This is a genomic window from Wolbachia endosymbiont of Anopheles demeilloni (genome assembly GCF_018491735.2).
In the GTDB taxonomy this organism is placed as follows: Bacteria; Pseudomonadota; Alphaproteobacteria; order Rickettsiales; family Anaplasmataceae; genus Wolbachia.
Genome location: NZ_CP084694.1, coordinates 718,299 through 733,533, shown reverse-complemented (window position 1 = coordinate 733,533; position 15,235 = coordinate 718,299). Strand labels below are relative to the sequence as shown.

General features: G+C 33.7%; 17 protein-coding genes. 7 read left to right on the top strand and 10 right to left on the bottom strand.

Features of this window, described 5'->3' with window-relative positions:
- The first annotated feature begins 11 nt into the window (after nt 1-11).
- The gene (gshA, locus tag JSQ73_RS03885) at nt 12-1,166 is read left to right on the top strand and encodes a glutamate--cysteine ligase (protein ID WP_214249670.1); all 1,155 of its coding nucleotides are present in this window, start codon (nt 12-14) and stop codon (nt 1,164-1,166) included.
- Here gshA and JSQ73_RS03880 read toward each other — a convergent pair.
- The 3 genes from JSQ73_RS03880 to JSQ73_RS03870 form a co-directional block, all read right to left on the bottom strand.
- Nucleotides 1,163-1,963, bottom strand: coding sequence for a hypothetical protein (locus tag JSQ73_RS03880; RefSeq protein WP_214249669.1), 801 nt, complete (start codon nt 1,961-1,963; stop codon nt 1,163-1,165). The genes gshA and JSQ73_RS03880 overlap by 4 nt on opposite strands.
- A gap of 61 nt (nt 1,964-2,024) precedes the next feature.
- The gene (gene hemH, locus JSQ73_RS03875) at nt 2,025-2,978 is read right to left on the bottom strand and encodes a ferrochelatase (protein ID WP_214249668.1); all 954 of its coding nucleotides are present in this window, start codon (nt 2,976-2,978) and stop codon (nt 2,025-2,027) included.
- Nucleotides 2,975-3,736, bottom strand: a complete 762-nt coding sequence (locus JSQ73_RS03870) for a hypothetical protein (RefSeq protein ID WP_214249667.1) — start codon at nt 3,734-3,736, stop codon at nt 2,975-2,977. Before JSQ73_RS03870 ends, hemH begins: the two co-directional genes overlap by 4 nt.
- A 105-nt stretch (nt 3,737-3,841) precedes the next feature.
- Here JSQ73_RS03870 and ndk point away from each other — a divergent pair, with 105 nt between their 5' ends.
- The 6 genes from ndk (at nt 3,842) to folD (ending at nt 8,612) form a co-directional block, all read left to right on the top strand.
- Nucleotides 3,842-4,261 carry a nucleoside-diphosphate kinase gene (gene ndk / locus JSQ73_RS03865; RefSeq protein ID WP_015587995.1) on the top strand — a complete coding sequence of 140 codons (420 nt, stop codon included), beginning with the start codon at nt 3,842-3,844 and terminating at the stop codon, nt 4,259-4,261.
- Nucleotides 4,262-4,381: 120 nt separating this feature from the next.
- Complete coding sequence (locus JSQ73_RS03860; RefSeq protein ID WP_214249666.1) at nt 4,382-5,560, top strand: aspartate aminotransferase family protein; 1,179 nt, start codon at nt 4,382-4,384, stop codon at nt 5,558-5,560.
- Between the two features lie 68 nt (nt 5,561-5,628).
- Entirely contained in the window at nt 5,629-6,906 is a 1,278-nt protein-coding gene (locus tag JSQ73_RS03855) for an HlyC/CorC family transporter (RefSeq protein ID WP_214249665.1), read from the top strand.
- A 9-nt stretch (nt 6,907-6,915) separates the two neighbouring features.
- A complete protein-coding gene (locus JSQ73_RS03850) occupies nt 6,916-7,173 on the top strand; it encodes a DUF2312 domain-containing protein (RefSeq protein WP_214249664.1) in 258 nt (85 codons plus the stop codon).
- Nucleotides 7,166-7,741 carry a UbiX family flavin prenyltransferase gene (locus tag JSQ73_RS03845; protein ID WP_214249663.1) on the top strand — a complete coding sequence of 192 codons (576 nt, stop codon included), beginning with the start codon at nt 7,166-7,168 and terminating at the stop codon, nt 7,739-7,741. The genes JSQ73_RS03850 and JSQ73_RS03845 overlap by 8 nt, the downstream gene beginning before the upstream one ends.
- Nucleotides 7,725-8,612, top strand: a complete 888-nt coding sequence (gene folD / locus JSQ73_RS03840) for a bifunctional methylenetetrahydrofolate dehydrogenase/methenyltetrahydrofolate cyclohydrolase FolD (RefSeq protein ID WP_214249662.1) — start codon at nt 7,725-7,727, stop codon at nt 8,610-8,612. The genes JSQ73_RS03845 and folD overlap by 17 nt, the downstream gene beginning before the upstream one ends.
- A 90-nt stretch (nt 8,613-8,702) precedes the next feature.
- Here the strand turns inward: folD and JSQ73_RS03835 are convergent, their stop codons facing one another.
- The 7 genes from JSQ73_RS03835 to JSQ73_RS03805 all read right to left on the bottom strand — a co-directional run bounded on the left by JSQ73_RS03835 (nt 8,703) and on the right by JSQ73_RS03805 (nt 15,133).
- Entirely contained in the window at nt 8,703-9,422 is a 720-nt protein-coding gene (locus JSQ73_RS03835) for a cell envelope biogenesis protein OmpA (protein ID WP_214249661.1), read from the bottom strand.
- A gap of 65 nt (nt 9,423-9,487) precedes the next feature.
- Nucleotides 9,488-10,048: an outer membrane beta-barrel protein gene (locus tag JSQ73_RS03830; RefSeq protein WP_214249660.1), complete on the bottom strand. Its 561-nt coding sequence runs from the start codon at nt 10,046-10,048 to the stop codon at nt 9,488-9,490.
- A gap of 120 nt (nt 10,049-10,168) precedes the next feature.
- Nucleotides 10,169-12,628, bottom strand: a complete 2,460-nt coding sequence (leuS, locus tag JSQ73_RS03825) for a leucine--tRNA ligase (protein ID WP_214249659.1) — start codon at nt 12,626-12,628, stop codon at nt 10,169-10,171.
- Between the two features lie 4 nt (nt 12,629-12,632).
- Nucleotides 12,633-13,223, bottom strand: a complete 591-nt coding sequence (locus JSQ73_RS03820; RefSeq protein ID WP_214249702.1) for a murein hydrolase activator EnvC family protein — start codon at nt 13,221-13,223, stop codon at nt 12,633-12,635.
- Between the two features lie 52 nt (nt 13,224-13,275).
- Nucleotides 13,276-13,602, bottom strand: a complete 327-nt coding sequence (locus JSQ73_RS03815; RefSeq protein ID WP_214249658.1) for a MerR family transcriptional regulator — start codon at nt 13,600-13,602, stop codon at nt 13,276-13,278.
- Complete coding sequence (locus JSQ73_RS03810) at nt 13,599-13,898, bottom strand: integration host factor subunit alpha (protein ID WP_214249657.1); 300 nt, start codon at nt 13,896-13,898, stop codon at nt 13,599-13,601. Before JSQ73_RS03810 ends, JSQ73_RS03815 begins: the two co-directional genes overlap by 4 nt.
- Before the next feature lie 38 nt (nt 13,899-13,936).
- On the bottom strand, nt 13,937-15,133 hold the full coding sequence (locus tag JSQ73_RS03805) for an MFS transporter (RefSeq protein ID WP_214249656.1): 1,197 nt from the start codon (nt 15,131-15,133) through the stop codon (nt 13,937-13,939).
- Nucleotides 15,134-15,235: the final 102 nt, after the last annotated feature.

Genomic DNA, 15,235 nt, shown 5'->3' with positions numbered 1-15,235 from the left:
TTAAAGTGTAGATGCAAAACATAATTCATCCAAATCTGAAAAAAGATATAAATAATTGGTTCAAAACAAAATTTAATGGTTTTACATTACCATTTTATAGCTCCATAGATCTTAGGAATTCAGGCTACAAAATTGCTCCAGTAGACGCCAATTTATTTCCTGCAGGGTTTAATAACCTAAGTGAAGTATCAAAAGCGATAGCAGCAAAATTGATAAAAAGCTACTTCGAAACAAAACAATATAAAAAGGCCCTTATAATACCGGAGAATTACACACGAAATAAAATGTATATAGAAAATGTATTTGCCATAGAAAAGGTACTGCAACTCGCAGGTTTTGAAACTAGAATTGGCCTCTTTCATAATGAAACGTACTATTTAATAGAACAGTATGAAACTGTTGTGAAAGAAAACTCTTTGCTGAAGACAACTTCAGGATTTGTGCCTGATGTTATTATACTGAACCGTGATATGACGAGCCACATTCCAGATACGCTAGAAAACGTAAAACAAGAGATAGTGCCAAGTCCATTATATGGCTGGCACAGTAGGCAGAAATTTCAATATTTTGAAATCTATCAAAAGTTAGTGTCCGAATTTTGTGGCGAATTTAAAATGGACCCATGGCTTATTTCTGTGCTTACAGAAAGCTGTAATGGAGTTGACTTTAATGATGATTCATCACTAGGAGAAGTAGCGACTAAAGTTGACCAAATATTATCTCTAGTGCAAAAAAAATATGAGGAATATAAAATAAAAACACAACCTTACGTTTTTATCAAAGCAAGCAATGGCACATATGGAATGGGCATTATAACAGCAACAAGTGGAAAGGAAATATTAAATCTCAATAAAAAAAGGCGTCATAAAATGAAAAAGATAAAAGAAGGAATAGCAATCAATAGTGTTATTATACAAGAAGGTGTACCAACTATTGACATATTTAAAAATAGTTCTGCAGAACCGCTAATATACTATATAGGAGATACTCCAACATGTTACTTATACCGATGTAATAGCAGGAAAGATGTATATTCTAGCTTGAATTCCACTGACTGTGAATTTTATGACATCAGCCAAGAAAATAAAACTTTGCCACTTTGGAATATTGTTAGCAAATTAGCAGTGCTAGCATTGGCAGTAGAAATTAAGTCTTTTCATCTCTAATAATTAATTTCTACAATGCTGCCATTATGCTGAATATGGTGAGCGTCATCAAGTCCAGTAGAAGGATCAGTAACATTATTAGGTTGATTGACAAACTTATCGATGTTTGATACTAGATATGCTATGCTTAGTATCAAACTGACCGTAACAGTTAAGTTGAAATTATAGATTATGCCACCACCCAAGTCTATTGGTATGGCTGAAAGTTCCATTCTTTTTAATATGAAGCTTAACAATCCTAATGACAAAGCGAATGTGCTAAAAATAACTTCTTTGCCATATTTAGCAGACTTTTCAGAATCCTTATTATCTAGATACTTCTTCCATGTATAATAACAGTTTATGCATTCTGAAAATAGAAATAGAACTGCTGATGTTAAGCTAATATAACTTATTACATCCTTGTTGTTTCTAGCTAAGAAATGAATGATTTTTGTCTGCATCAATATTCCTATGACACAGTTTGCCAAAAAGGCTAAGCTACCCACAACCTGTATTGGTTTTTCAGGTTCATTTCCCCCTTTACCATTCTGAAGTTTTTTAGATTTATATCCAGCTAAATTGAGACTAAAGTGAAGAGCAAATATTATTGATGTTGGTAGTTTGATGAACTTAGAAATATCTAATATAGTACAAATATTGGATCTGTTGTTATCAATAAAGTCGCAACAGAATTGCAATGAAATTTTACACAATATGCCTGTTAAACCTACTGCAATACAATACATCTTTCTAATATCATGATTGTGAGCATCATGTATACTTTCTATAAATGTATTTGGCTTACCTTTTGGCATAAGTAGATAATAAAATAATAATTTTTTAATATTATACTATAAAAATCTAAAAAGAAAAGTGCTATAAATCAGTACTTTGAGAGTGATCTAAACATAAATCGGCCAAGCACTTGATAAATAAGAGATCAGTACTGAGAGTTGGTACGCGAAAGTAATATCCGTCTTTGATAATTGCTTTATACTCTATATCAAGTTCAACCAGTGTTTCAGAATGCTCAGAAACAAAAGATATAGGTGATAAAACTACAGGTATATTATCGTCTTTTGCGCGTGATAGCTCACTTTCAGTGCTAGGCTCCAACCATTTTACAGGGCCAACCTTACTCTGATAACATATTCCCCAATCAAGATCTTCAATATTCAATTTTTTTACTATTAATTTTACTGTTTTTTCTACCTGTGAAGCGTAAAGGTCGCCTTTTTTAATGATACTAAGAGGTAAGCTATGAGCCGAGAATAGGACTCTTGGCTTATCGATTTTGCTAGCTAACTTATAATATTTAGACGTCAGATTAACATGAGCTTCAATAAAGTCTTCATTGTCATAATAATGGTGAATTGTTTTTGTGTTACATTCCAGTTTGGCATTTTTTTGCCAATTCTCAATGGATGATAGAGTTGTGGTGGTTGAATATTGCGGATATAGTGGTAGTAGAATGACTTCATCAGGGTCAAATTGCTTTACGTTTTTAACAACTTCATCAGCAAATGGATGCCAATAACGCATGCAGATGAATATCTTATATACATGGTTTCCATTTTCATTTAATTTTAGTTCTAAAGCATCAGCTTGTGCTTTCGTATTCTCCAAGATTGGCGATTTACCTCCAATGTGCTCGTATATTTCTTGTGCCGTACTTTCTCGCCTTTTGGAGATAAACTTTGCTAAAAGAAAGCGGAAAGGATTGGGTAGATTGACTATTCTTCTATCATAAAATAGATTAAACAAGAAAGGACGTACTGCACTTAGTGAATCAGGTCCACCAAGGTTAAATAAGATTACTGCCTTCTTCACTGACAGCACCTTTCTTCAGGTTTGCCTATAAAATCAGCTACACACTCATCAAGTTTAGTTACAGGCACTAAATTTCTCACACTAGCATACAATAGATGACCAAATCTCTTCACGTTACTCTGTGTAGATGCAAAGTTTCTATCAAAAACCACATCAACACAAAAACTTGGCACTGCTTCAAAAAGTTCAACAGCAGCCAAAGATATCATTATGCAGCTTTGTAGAGCCTTCAGAAAAATCATAAAGGGAAAAAGTAAAACCCTAACAAAGAGAGAGGGAGGACTTTTATTCATTATTTGTCCTTGATTAGGAGAATTATACTCAATATGCTGTCTGTTTTCATCAAAGATAGGAAATTTTATAATGTCTTTCTTAAATTCCTGCTCTATTTGTTTCTTGGTATAATTTTCATTATTAGTCATTTTTTTCAATAACTTTTCATGCAAGTGAAAGGTTCTTACAACAAAACATGTTGCAACCATCAGTGCAGAACATATAAGTGCGCACTCGATAAGGCTTATTTTGCCTACCATAGCTGGTAATACAAAGCAAAAAAACAGCGGTATGGTAATCATTTCACCAAATGGAACAACGTTCCTTTTCATCGTAAAAGCGGCACCTTCTTTTAATTTTGTATTATTGTGTAAGCTATACTCTAAATAACTTAAAAATGCCAAATTAAAGGTTAAAAAACCTTTTGTTCCGCAGAAAATTGATGATTTAAGATTATTCACTAGTTTCTTACGACAGTAAGCCATAAACTACCCCTTGATGTTTTATTCTTGACTATAAATAAAAAATCTCTTTGATGGAACAAAAATTCACAATAAAGTAAATATACGATCTTAATATAAGGAAATGATATGGCAATTGAGAGAACACTTTCGATATTAAAACCTGATGCAGTAAAAAATAATATTACAGGCAGTATAAATTCTTACATTGAAAAATCTGGACTAAAAATTATAGCACAGAGAAAGATGCTGCTGACAAAAAAACAAGCAGAGCTGTTTTATGAAATTCATAAGGATAGGCCTTTTTTTGAAGAGTTGGTGGAATTTATGACTTCTGGGTCTGTGATAGTTCAAGTTTTAATCGGTGAAAATGCAGTCAGTAAATACAGACAAATCATGGGTGCTACAGATCCAAAACAGGCAGATAAAGGTACAATTAGGGGTGATTTTGCTAATGATATTAGTGAAAATAGAGTGCATGGTTCTGATAGTCTAGAGAACGCTCATAGAGAAATAGCTTTCTTTTTTGCTGAATGTGAATTGGTGTAGTTTTACTTTTTTACATATTAAATTTCTGAGTTTTATATTGAACTGTATAATGTTAGCCCAATTTTTAGTTTAAGCAATATTAAGGGAAAGCTTTTTCATGCACTATAGATAATATTTAAAATGGATCATGTTGTTAACGCTTATAATAGATCTGAAGCTTCTATAGTTAGAGGAGAAGGAGTATATCTCTTCGATAAGGATGGTAAAAAATATTTAGACTTTGCTGCAGGAATTTCTACAACCTCTCTAGGGCATTGTCATCCATACATTACAGATAAATTGAAAGAGCAACTGGATTCATTATGGCACTGCTCTAATATTTTTACTATTCCTCAGCAGGAAAGGCTTGCTCAGCGTTTAACAGAACTTACCTTTGCCGATAAAGTTTTTTTCTGCTCAAGTGGACTTGAAGCAACAGAAGCTGCAATTAAATTTATTCGCCGCTATTTCTACTTAAATGGACAAGAAAAGCGCAGTCACATCATTACAATTGAAGGAGGTTTTCATGGCCGCAGTATTGCTGCAATTTCAGCTGGGGGAAATGAAAAATCACGTGAAGGTTTTGCTCCACTCCTTTCTGGTTTTGATAAAGTTCCAAGAAATAACATTGAAGCATTAGAAAAGAAAATCAATAGCAAAACAGCTGCCATATTTTTAGAGCCCATACAAAGTGAAGGCGGAGTACATCCATTGGATGTAGAGTATCTTAAAAAAGTAAGAGAGATAACAAAAGCTCAAGGAATAATTTTATGCTTTGATGAAGTGCAATGCGGATATGGACGGATTGGCTCTCTATTTTACTATCAAAATATAGGAGTTGAACCTGATATGCTCACTTGTGCGAAGGCTATGGGTAATGGATTTCCTCTGGCTGCATGTTTAGTAAAAGATTATATAGCAGAAGCAATCACTCCAGGAACTCATGGGTCAACTTATGGAGGTAATCCACTTGCTATGACTGTTGGTAATGCAGTACTCGATGTAATGCTAAAGGAAGGCTTTTTTGACCATGTTAAGAAGGTCAGTAAATATCTAAAAGAAAAGTTGTTGCCTTTGACTGAAGAATTTCCGAAGATCGTTTCAGAAGTTCGTGGGGAGGGTTTATTGATAGGGATAGAGCTTAGAGTACCTTTGGCTGATAAAATTGTTAAACAATCTCTTGACAAAGGCTTAATAATGACTAATATTTTAAATAATAGGGTAATAAGAATAACTCCTCCACTTGTTATTGAGAATATGCATGTGAATGCAGTGTGTGATATATTTCCTGATTTATTTTTTTATATTAAAGATATATAGACTTGCAAATGCTTCTTACAACATATAAAATCAACTCTGTTTCTATATCGCAATAACATCATACTTTAATGGATTGGTTATTGATTTCAGTATTGTCAGCAATTTTTTTCTTATTGATTTTATCGTTTTTGTTCTCAGGAGCAGAAATAGGGTTAACCTCAATTAGCCGATCCCGAGTGAATAAACTAAAGCTAGAAGGTAACAAAAAAGCCAAGATAATAGAGCTTTTGTTAGGTAAAAAAGAATTAACAATAGGAACAATATTACTCTGTAATACAATTATTAACATTACTTGCTCTGCTTTATTTACAGTAATATTTATAAATTCTTTTGGGAGTGAGGGCATATTTCTTTCAACATTCATGATGACGTTTTGTATTTTGCTATTTTGTGAAGTTTTACCAAAAACTTATGCCATGCAAAATCCTGAAAAATTTACATTACTTTCTGCTTATTTTATGCTGTTTTTTGTCAAGATTCTTTCTCCATTGACATTAGGCATTCAGTTTATTGTCAATATCATTCTGAAGTTATGTGGGCTTCATAAGAATAGGGAGGTAATATCTGCAGCAGATGCAATGCGTAATATGATTACTCTTCACCGCAGTGAGGGCACTATGTTACAACAGGATTTAGATATGCTAAATAGTATACTTGATTTAGCTGAGACAGAAATATCACAAATTATGACCCACAGGAGAAACTTATTTTCTCTTGATATAGATCGAAACAAAGAAGAGTTAATAAGAGAGATTTTAACCAGTAGCCATAGCAGAGTACCTTTATGGCAAAAAGAACCAGATAATATTGTTGGAGTGGTTCACGTGAAAAATCTAATAAATGCCTTGCGTGAAAAGGATAATAAAATAGAGATTGCCAAAGTTATGTCAAAGCCTTGGTTTATGCCACAAAGTACGCCACTCAGTGTACAACTTCATAACTTCCGTAAAAACAGGAAACACCTTGCATTTGTTATTGATGAGTATGGAGCATTACAGGGAATCGTAACTCTTGAGGATATACTGGAAGAAATAGTTGGAGAAATTTCAGATGAACATGATTTGATCACAGAGAATTTTATAAAAAAGATATCCGATAATATGTATCACATAGAAGGAAAATCTACTATTAGGGATATTAATAGACAATTACATTGGGATCTTCTTGATAAAGAAGCTACAACTCTAGCGGGTATGATTATAAACGAGATAGAGCGCATTCCTGAAGAAAATGAAGAGTTTTTCATGTACGGTTTTTACTTTAAGATTTTAAAAAAAGATAAAAATATTATTACTATGATTGAAGTACAAGTAAAAACTGATAATACTGTAGTAGAAATTAATTAGTTGGGTTCTATGGAAGATACAGTAAAAATAACGGCTGAAGATTTGAAGAGCTATATAGAGAGAATCGAAAAACTTGAACAAGAAAAGAGGGATGTGCAAGATCACATTCGTGATGTATATGTAAAAGCTGCAGATGAAAGTTGGGATATAAAAGTGATGAAACAGATTATTAGGCTAAGAAAGATGGATGATGATGACAGGGAGGAACAGGAAATATTACTTGATACCTACAAACGTGCATTGGGAATGAATTACGAAGGTGAATAGTAGGATTGTAATTGGAATAAGTGGAGCATCTGGTTCTATTTACGGTGTACGGATTCTAGAGGCACTAAAAAATACCAATCATGAAACTCATTTAGTGATCAGCAGTGCTGGAAAAATAACTATAGCTCATGAGATTAAAGAAAAACTTGAAGATATTATATCGCTTGCAGATTTTTACTATTCTGAAGAAAAAATAGGAGAAAAAATAGCAAGCGGCTCATTTAAAACCTCAGGTATGGTTATTGCTCCATGTTCTATGAAAACAATGTCTGAAATAGCATCGGGGGTGACTTCCAATCTATTAATAAGGGCTGCAGATGTAACTCTAAAAGAAAGAAGAAAATTAGTTCTTATGGTGCGAGAATCTCCACTACATCTTGGACATCTCCGAAATATGTTAAAACTAACGGAGATGGGAGCAATTATTGCTCCGCCGATGCCTGCTTTTTATATTAAACCAAAATCTTTGGATGATATTGTAAATCATGCTGTTGGTAAAGTATTGAATTTATTTGATATCGCATTACCTGATTTCAAGGAGTGGCAAGGAAATGTCAATTATTATTAACGGTAAAAAAATAGCAAATGATCTCTGTGAGGAGCTATCAAAAAAAATTGATATTTTAAAGAAAGAGTATAATGTTTTTCCTTGTCTTAAAGTAATTCTTGTGGGTAGCAATCCAGCAAGTCAGGTCTACGTTCGTAATAAACAAAGAAAAGCAGAATCAATAGTCATAAGTTCTGAAACTATTGCTTTGCCTGATAGTATCTCAGAAGATGAATTGATTGAAAAAGTTAATACATTAAATGAAGATCCATCTGTGCATGGAATTTTAGTTCAGTTGCCTTTACCAAAACACATCAGTGCAAGCAGAGTAATTAATACAGTAAGTGTTAAAAAAGATGTAGATGGCTTTCATGATGAGAATGTTGGCAGATTAGTTAAGGGTGAAAAAAATTGTCTGATACCTTGTACTCCCAAAGGTTCTTTGCATTTAATTAAGTCAGTTGAAAATAATCTGTCCGGTAAAAACGCAGTAATCATTGGAAGATCAAATATTGTAGGTAAACCAATGTTTCACTTATTGTTGCAGGAAAATTGCACTGTTACCATCTTGCATTCACAAAGTAGGGATTTAGCTGATTATTGCTCTAAGGCGGATATAGTAGTTGCAGCAGTTGGAAAGCCAAATTTTGTTCAAGCAGATTGGATAAAAAAAGGTGCAATAGTGATTGATATTGGCATAAATAGTGTGAATGTAGGAGAGCAAACAAAGCTTGTAGGCGATGTTGACTTTGAGGGAGTAAAAGAAAAAGTCAAGGCTATTGCTCCAGTGCCTGGTGGGGTTGGACCGATGACAATAGCATTTCTTATGATAAACACTGTAATTGCTGCTTGCTTGCAGCGGGGAGTTGATCCTTCTAGTTTTATTGCTTAAGATTTAGGTTAATGTTAGCATAAACAGAGTAGTTTTGCAAATAGCACATATATAGTGCCGAGTATACAATTGTGTATAAGCATTCATAGCTTAAAAATTATAACGTATACCTACTTCTATGATTGCATCTGGTTTTTTCATCGGTGGTTTAAAGCCACTTAGTTGGCCACCTGCAACAATAGCAACTGTAGCAACTATCTGCGGAGTAAATTCATAATCAACACCTACCTTTAGTTTATAGGAAATAGAATTCAGTATTTTGTCTACTAAAGATGGATCAGACGTTACTTTGCTTCCATCAGCAGCTAGTAGAGCTGGAGCTTCTTGACTCTTTTCTTCCTCTTCCCTTTTATTATTGTCTTCTGTACCATCTTCATTCACAATTTTGCCTAAATCACCACTATCTGCAACATTTTTACCTGTAGTTTCACCTGTACTACTGCTACCGAAGTCAAAAGAAGGCAATACTTGGATATACCCACTCAGTCCTATACTAGCATATAATTTAATGGGATCAATTTCAAGATCAGGATAGTAACGGTAATTCGCCAACAAGCTAGCTCCTACTTTCCTTTTTTGTTTATCAGTTATATCACTTATATTGACAAGAACCTCAAGTTCAAATTTAGAACTTTTGTTATAATTATAACCAAAAACAACGCTAGGTTTCATTTTAAAAGTATCACCCCATCCAGCACCAAAGTTTAAACCTACATAACCTACATAGTACTGATCTTCTAACTCACTTGCACTACTACTAGCTGTACTTGCTAAAGATGAAGCAAATAATATAGCAAACAATTTTTTCATTTTTATATTACACCTAACTATTAAGTATTGATATAACGTTATGGAAATTAAAACTTAAACCAATATTAAAAATTATAACGTACTCCTAACTCCAGAATCGCATCTGGTATTGCCAATCTTTTTATACCAATGAGTTGCCCGCCTACGGTAATACCAGCTGTACCAACTATCTGTGAAGCAATTTCATAATCAACACCCACTTTCAATGTATAGGAAATAGCATTCAGTATTTTATCTACTGTCTGAGTAATAGCTGGAGTGGGATTAGGCCCCATTGCTTTTAGGTATCCTCCTAAACCTGCACTGACGTATAGTTTAACAGGATCGATATCAAGATTAGGGTAATAACGATAATTTGCTAATAAGCCAACTCCTACTTTCCTTTTTGCTTTCTCAGTTAAATTACTCATGTCAGTGAGAATCTCAAGTTCAAGTTTAGAATTTTTGTCATAATTATAACCAAAAACAACGCTAGGCTTCATTTTAAAGCCACCACCCCATCCACCACCAAAGTTTAAACCCCCGTAGTACTGATCTTTTGTGCTGTTACTAGCTTTGTTGCTAGCTGCATCTGCTAAAGATGAAGTGAGCAACAAAGCTAAAACGCACAATCCTTTTATTTTCATATAACTACCCATACAAAAAAATATATAATGCACAAGTATATATCCTTTATATTAAAAAAGATATAATTATGTATCAAAAAAAGTATAACTATGAATTTAGGAACATGCTACTCAAGTTTTTTATATAACTATGTTTACCACCTTATTTGATACAGCATATATAGTGCGAATTTTGTTTTGATCAATTCTATTAGATACAGAATCTGTTGCTATTTTCTTCAATTTTTCTTGAGGTAAATCAGTTGCTACTTCGATGGTTGCACGCAACTTTCCATTAATCTGCACTGCCACAGTCACCATATTATTAATTAGTAGTGATTCATCAGCTTTTGGCCAAGGTTGCATATATAGCATTCCTTCTTCTCCTATTTCTTGCCATAAATTTTCAGCCAGGTGTGGCATGAATGGCTCAATTACTCTGATTAGTATGCATATACCTTCATCAATAAGAGATCTTCCAGTTTTTACGTCTATTTCAGCTATTAAATTTGTCATTTCACGAAACTTTGCTACCACACAGTTTAATCTGCAGTTTTCTAAGTCATCTGTAAGCCCTTGCAATAGTTTATGGATTTTTTTTCTGTACTCTAGGAGTTTACCTACAATGTTTTCATTATCATAGTGTATGTTTACGGGCCTAAGTTGCACTACCATACGCCACAATTTATTTATGTATCGAAAACAACCTTCCACGCCATCATCAGACCATTCCATATCTTTTTCTGGGGGGGTATCGGATAATACAAACAAACGAGCAGTATCAGCACCGTACTTCTCTATAATAAAGTTTGGATCAACAGTGTTCTTTTTCGATTTGCTCATCTTTTCAATTTTTCCAACTTGAACCTTAGCACCCTGCGTAATCAACTCTTTTGCTTCTTCGGGAAAGAGCCATTTGCCATTCTCATCTTTATAAGTTATATGGCAGACCATTCCTTGAGTGATTAAAGTAGAGAAAGGCTCTTTAACGTCAAAATAGCCACATTTAGTTAAAGCACGGCAGAAAAACCTTGAGTAAAGCAAATGTAGAATTGCATGTTCTATTCCACCTATGTAATAATCAACAGGCATAAAACGATTACAAGTATCTTTATTAATCGATTTATTTTCACTGCAAAATGCAGCAAAATACCAAGAAGATTCAAAAAAAGTGTCAAATGTATCAGTTTCACGTTCTGCTTGCTTTCCGCACTCTGGACAATCAACAAATTTCCAGGTTGGGTGCTTATCCAGCGGATTACCACCACTTGTAAATTCTACATCCGTTGGTAGAATAACAGGGAGGTCTTTTTCTGGAACTGGAACAATTCCACAATCTTTACAATATATAACAGGTATAGGACATCCCCAATAACGTTGCCTTGAAATTCCCCAATCATGCAAACGGTAATTTACTGTTTTTTTGCTTATTCCTTTTTCTTCAAGCTTTTTAATGATTACTTCCTTTGCCTCATTAATCATTAGTCCATTTAAGAATTCAGAATTGAACATCACTCCATCATCGAAGTACGGTTCTTTTAAGGTCTCTGTGGTCTCTTCACAAACTACAGGAATAATCGGTAAACCATACTTCTGTGCAAATTCAAAATCACGCTGATCATGTGCAGGGCAACCAAAAATCGCACCTTCTCCATACTCCATCAACACAAAATTCGCTATGTACAGTGGCAACTCTTTATCAAGAAATGGATGTTTGACATTTAATCTTGTGTAAATCCCGATTTTTTCATCATTCTCCCCCTTTGCCTTCACACTGTCGATAAAGCCTTGTATGTCTTTGTCCTTAAGGTCTTGTACAATAGGGTGCTCTGCTGCTACTGCAAGAAAAGAAGCTCCAAATAAAGTATGAGGAGAAGTTGTAAAAATCTTTAATTTCTTATTCAGGCCAACTATTTCAAAATCTATAGTTGCCCCTTCAGATTTTCCTATCCAGCGCTCTTGCATAGTTTTGACTTTTTCTGGCCAATTTTTTAAACTTTGCAGACAATGAAGCAAATCTTCAGTAAAATCAGTAATCTTTAAAAACCACTGAGATAACTTACGTTTTTCAACAACTGCACCTGATCGCCATCCTTTTTCATCAACCACTTGCTCATTTGCAAGCACTGTTTGGTCCACTGGATCCCAATTAACCCACGACTCTTTTCGATAAGCAAGACCATGCTTTAAAAAATCCAGAAAAAATTTCTGTTCGTGTTTGTAATAATCAGGCTCACATGTGGAAAGCTCGTGATTCCAATTGTAGGAAAGACCTATAGATTTTAGCTGTGCACGCATATTGTCTATATTCTCTTTTGTCCACGCCGCAGGGTTAATATTATTGTCCCTTGCTGCATTTTCAGCTGGTAATCCAAACGCATCCCAGCCAATTGGGTGCAAAACCTCAAATCCATGAGCTCTCTTGTAACGTGCTATAACATCTCCTATTGCATAGTTACGCAGGTGCCCCATATGAATCTTACCAGATGGATATGGAAACATTTCCAACACGTAACATTTCTTCTTTTTACTATCTTTACTTACAGAAAAATCCCACTTATTTTGGTAGAATTTTTCAACGTTTTTACAATCATATTTCATAAATTCAATCACAGTTTATATGTACTAAAGGATCGACTGCTTGACCATTATGCCTTATTGTGAAACACATCTGCGGATCTTTATCTTGTGTGCTTGATTTACCTGCAGATCCAATTACTTGACCTTGTTTTACTTTATCACTAATTTCAACTTGTATGTTTTTTAAATAGGAGTACATAGTTATGTAATTATCTTTATGTTCCACTATAATTAAATTTCCGTACCACCTCAGGCCTTTGCCTACGTATATTACTTTGCCAGGTGCAGAAGCAATAACCTTTGTTCCACTTTGAGCAGTAATTTTTATGCCATCTTGACATATTTTATCAAAAGAGGTAACTGCACCTTTAACCGGTATTACAAATTTACACATGCTTTGTGCATTATTGTTATATACCTTATCTACAAAGACTTTTCTACTTTCTTTTCGCAGCGAAGAATCAACATTTTCTTTAATCAAATGATACTCCCTTATGTACTCTAGGTCTCTTTTCCCATAAAATTCTTCGCCTTTAAGTAGTACAGGTGCAGGTTTTTGCAGGCCACAGCTTATCAGTATTGCTGATAATATAAAGAACAATGCTATACGACACATACACTTATCTCTAGATATATCAACTTTCACAAAACTTTATAGTGTTTTTCGTCTATTTATTACTTTCTTCATTTATTTTATCAGTCAAATAGTCTCTTAAATCGGTAAGTTCTTGCAACAAATTTCTTGAATAATGATCAATTCTTACATCGTTACCAAATTCCTTTTGTACTCCTTTTATTGTATATCCTTTGTCATATAGCATATATTTTATTTTCTTTATTGCCTCTATACACTTATGATCATATAGTCTTCTTCCCTTCCGTTTTGTAGGTTTAATTTGATGGAATTGACTTTCCCAGAATCTTAAAACATGCTGCTCCAAATGTAGTTCTTCAGCTACTTCTCCAATTGTGTAAAATAATTTTTCCTTATTCATCGGTTGTTTATTAATTTCTTCATCATTTTTGAAGATCTAAAAGAAATTGATTTTCTCGCTTGAATTACTACCCTTTCCAATGTCTTTGGTATATTTCCTGGTCTTTCTTTCTTGTTTTTAACCAAAAATGTTCCAAATGAAGATATTTTTACTATTCCATCCTTTGCTAAGCTCGTTTTTATCTCATCCAATATATCATCTATTATTGCAATAGAGTCTTCTTTCGATAATCCAATTTCCTGGTTTATACATTCAGCTATTGTTGCCTTAGTTACTGTTGTGTATTTTGTTGTCATAATTTATTACAGTATGTTAATATAATATAACAATCGACTCAAGATTCAGCTACTTTATTTTTATAGTATGTTTCTTTTGTAGCATAATTAAAAATACTAGCAAATGTTAACATTGCAAATATTGTGAAAAGCGCCATTTGATGATCTGAAAAAAATGCTAAAATTGACACTAAAATTCCACTCATAACAAACATAAATCCATTGATAATGGATGATGATGTGCTAATATACTTCTGCTCAACAATCTCACTACCAACAGTAAAATTAAGCATATGTCCTCCTGCAAAAAAACCAAACATTAACATACAAAAGTATATAATATGAACTGTTAAATTGCCGCATAGTAAAATAATAGCTGAAATACTTTGCAATGTGGCAAAAGCAGAGATTACGTGCCTTCTATTTTTAAATAGATTTGAGATTAGATCTGCAATTGGAGCACCAATTGCAAGACCAAGCCACAATATTGCAGTTGCCACACCTAACTCGATTGTATTGAGTTTTAAGTTGCTTAGTAACCTTGGTGCCCACAGCATATTAAGCGCTAAAAATGTTCCAAAAGTAATAGCACCCACTATTGAGGTTATCCAGATATCTCTTAATTTTAGCACTGTTAGTACAGAACATATTACTGTTTTTATAGAGCTCTTTATTGTGTATTCTCCCAAATTTTTTTTGAAAGTCCTTTCGGATAAAAAAAACATAAGTACAAATATCGATACGCCAAATAATATTACGCATACAATAAGATTTTTCCAATCTGCACCTTCGGCAAGCAAGCTAGAGAAGCACATTTGAATCATCAAAGCAGAAAGACTTGAAATTGTCTGCACTAGTGAGAACATCAGTCCAAATTGAGTAAGGGGAAAATATGTGCTACTTACATGAGCAGCGCCAATAAAACCAAACGATGCTCCAATTGCGATCAAAAATTGAGATGAAATTAAATGGGCAAAATTGTCACTCTTGATAAGGACAAAAAAACCAAAGAGCATGATTGACAATGAGAAAAAATAATTTTTTTTGCTGGAAAAAACATTAAACATTGCCCCACTAAAAAATTGTGAGATAGCAAAAGTCCAAGTATATGCTGAATTAGCTAGTGCAACTTGCGCGATTGTGAGCCCAAGTTCTTTTTCAAGATTCACGCTTATAAAGGTGTAGATTATCTGCATATTGCTGAATACAACAATCAAGTTACTGATTAGCCAAATGAACCAAGCTTTATTTTCCATAAGATTTTTTTATAAATAGTCCATTGATAATAAATCTCTTTTAGGCTCTGATTATTGTTAAAACAGTTGCAATTATAGTATGATATAAAAGCTATGAAACAA

Bases quoted from the DNA above. Each gene is read 5' to 3' on its own strand.
- gshA (WP_214249670.1), top strand. From the start codon at position 12: ATGCAAAACATAATTCATCCAAATCTGAAAAAAGATATAAATAATTGG.
- JSQ73_RS03880 (WP_214249669.1), bottom strand. From the start codon at position 1,963: ATGCCAAAAGGTAAGCCAAATACATTTATAGAAAGTATACATGATGCT.
- JSQ73_RS03870 (WP_214249667.1), bottom strand. From the start codon at position 3,736: ATGGCTTACTGTCGTAAGAAACTAGTGAATAATCTTAAATCATCAATT.
- ndk (WP_015587995.1), top strand. From the start codon at position 3,842: ATGGCAATTGAGAGAACACTTTCGATATTAAAACCTGATGCAGTAAAA.
- JSQ73_RS03860 (WP_214249666.1), top strand. From the start codon at position 4,382: ATGGATCATGTTGTTAACGCTTATAATAGATCTGAAGCTTCTATAGTT.
- JSQ73_RS03855 (WP_214249665.1), top strand. From the start codon at position 5,629: ATGGATTGGTTATTGATTTCAGTATTGTCAGCAATTTTTTTCTTATTG.
- JSQ73_RS03850 (WP_214249664.1), top strand. From the start codon at position 6,916: ATGGAAGATACAGTAAAAATAACGGCTGAAGATTTGAAGAGCTATATA.
- folD (WP_214249662.1), top strand. From the start codon at position 7,725: ATGTCAATTATTATTAACGGTAAAAAAATAGCAAATGATCTCTGTGAG.
- JSQ73_RS03835 (WP_214249661.1), bottom strand. From the start codon at position 9,422: ATGAAAAAATTGTTTGCTATATTATTTGCTTCATCTTTAGCAAGTACA.
- JSQ73_RS03830 (WP_214249660.1), bottom strand. From the start codon at position 10,048: ATGAAAATAAAAGGATTGTGCGTTTTAGCTTTGTTGCTCACTTCATCT.
- leuS (WP_214249659.1), bottom strand. From the start codon at position 12,628: ATGAAATATGATTGTAAAAACGTTGAAAAATTCTACCAAAATAAGTGG.
- JSQ73_RS03820 (WP_214249702.1), bottom strand. From the start codon at position 13,223: ATGTGTCGTATAGCATTGTTCTTTATATTATCAGCAATACTGATAAGC.
- JSQ73_RS03815 (WP_214249658.1), bottom strand. From the start codon at position 13,602: ATGAATAAGGAAAAATTATTTTACACAATTGGAGAAGTAGCTGAAGAA.
- JSQ73_RS03810 (WP_214249657.1), bottom strand. From the start codon at position 13,898: ATGACAACAAAATACACAACAGTAACTAAGGCAACAATAGCTGAATGT.
- JSQ73_RS03805 (WP_214249656.1), bottom strand. From the start codon at position 15,133: ATGGAAAATAAAGCTTGGTTCATTTGGCTAATCAGTAACTTGATTGTT.